Origin of the sequence: Micrococcus sp. GbtcB5 (assembly GCF_019091605.1) — a bacterium.
Taxonomy (GTDB): Bacteria; Actinomycetota; Actinomycetes; order Actinomycetales; family Micrococcaceae; genus Micrococcus; species Micrococcus luteus.
This window is the reverse complement of the sequence record NZ_JAGXJK010000357.1, coordinates 1-244: the sequence shown is the minus strand read 5'-3', so window position 1 is coordinate 244 and position 244 is coordinate 1. Positions and strand designations below refer to the sequence as shown.

1 pseudogene is annotated in these 244 nt (G+C 73.8%); it reads left to right on the top strand.

Annotated elements, in window-relative coordinates:
- Position 1: 1 nt before the first annotated feature.
- Positions 2-244: pseudogene (locus KVS67_RS12685) on the top strand (pyruvate kinase); the annotation flags it as partial.

Below are 244 nucleotides of genomic sequence, written 5' to 3'. Positions count from 1 at the left end.
GGTGCATGAGACGTCCTACGAGCGGGTGCGTCGGCTGTGCGTGGAGGAGCGGCGCCCGGTCGCGATCTTCGCGGACCTCCAGGGCCCCAAGGTCCGCCTCGGCCGCTTCACCGACGGCCCGCATCTGCTCGAGAGGGGCGGTCGGATCACCATCACCACCCGGGACGTGCCCGGGACCCGCGAGCTGGTGGGCACCACCCACAAGGGGCTGCCCGGGGGCGTCGCCCCCGGTGTCGTGCTCCTG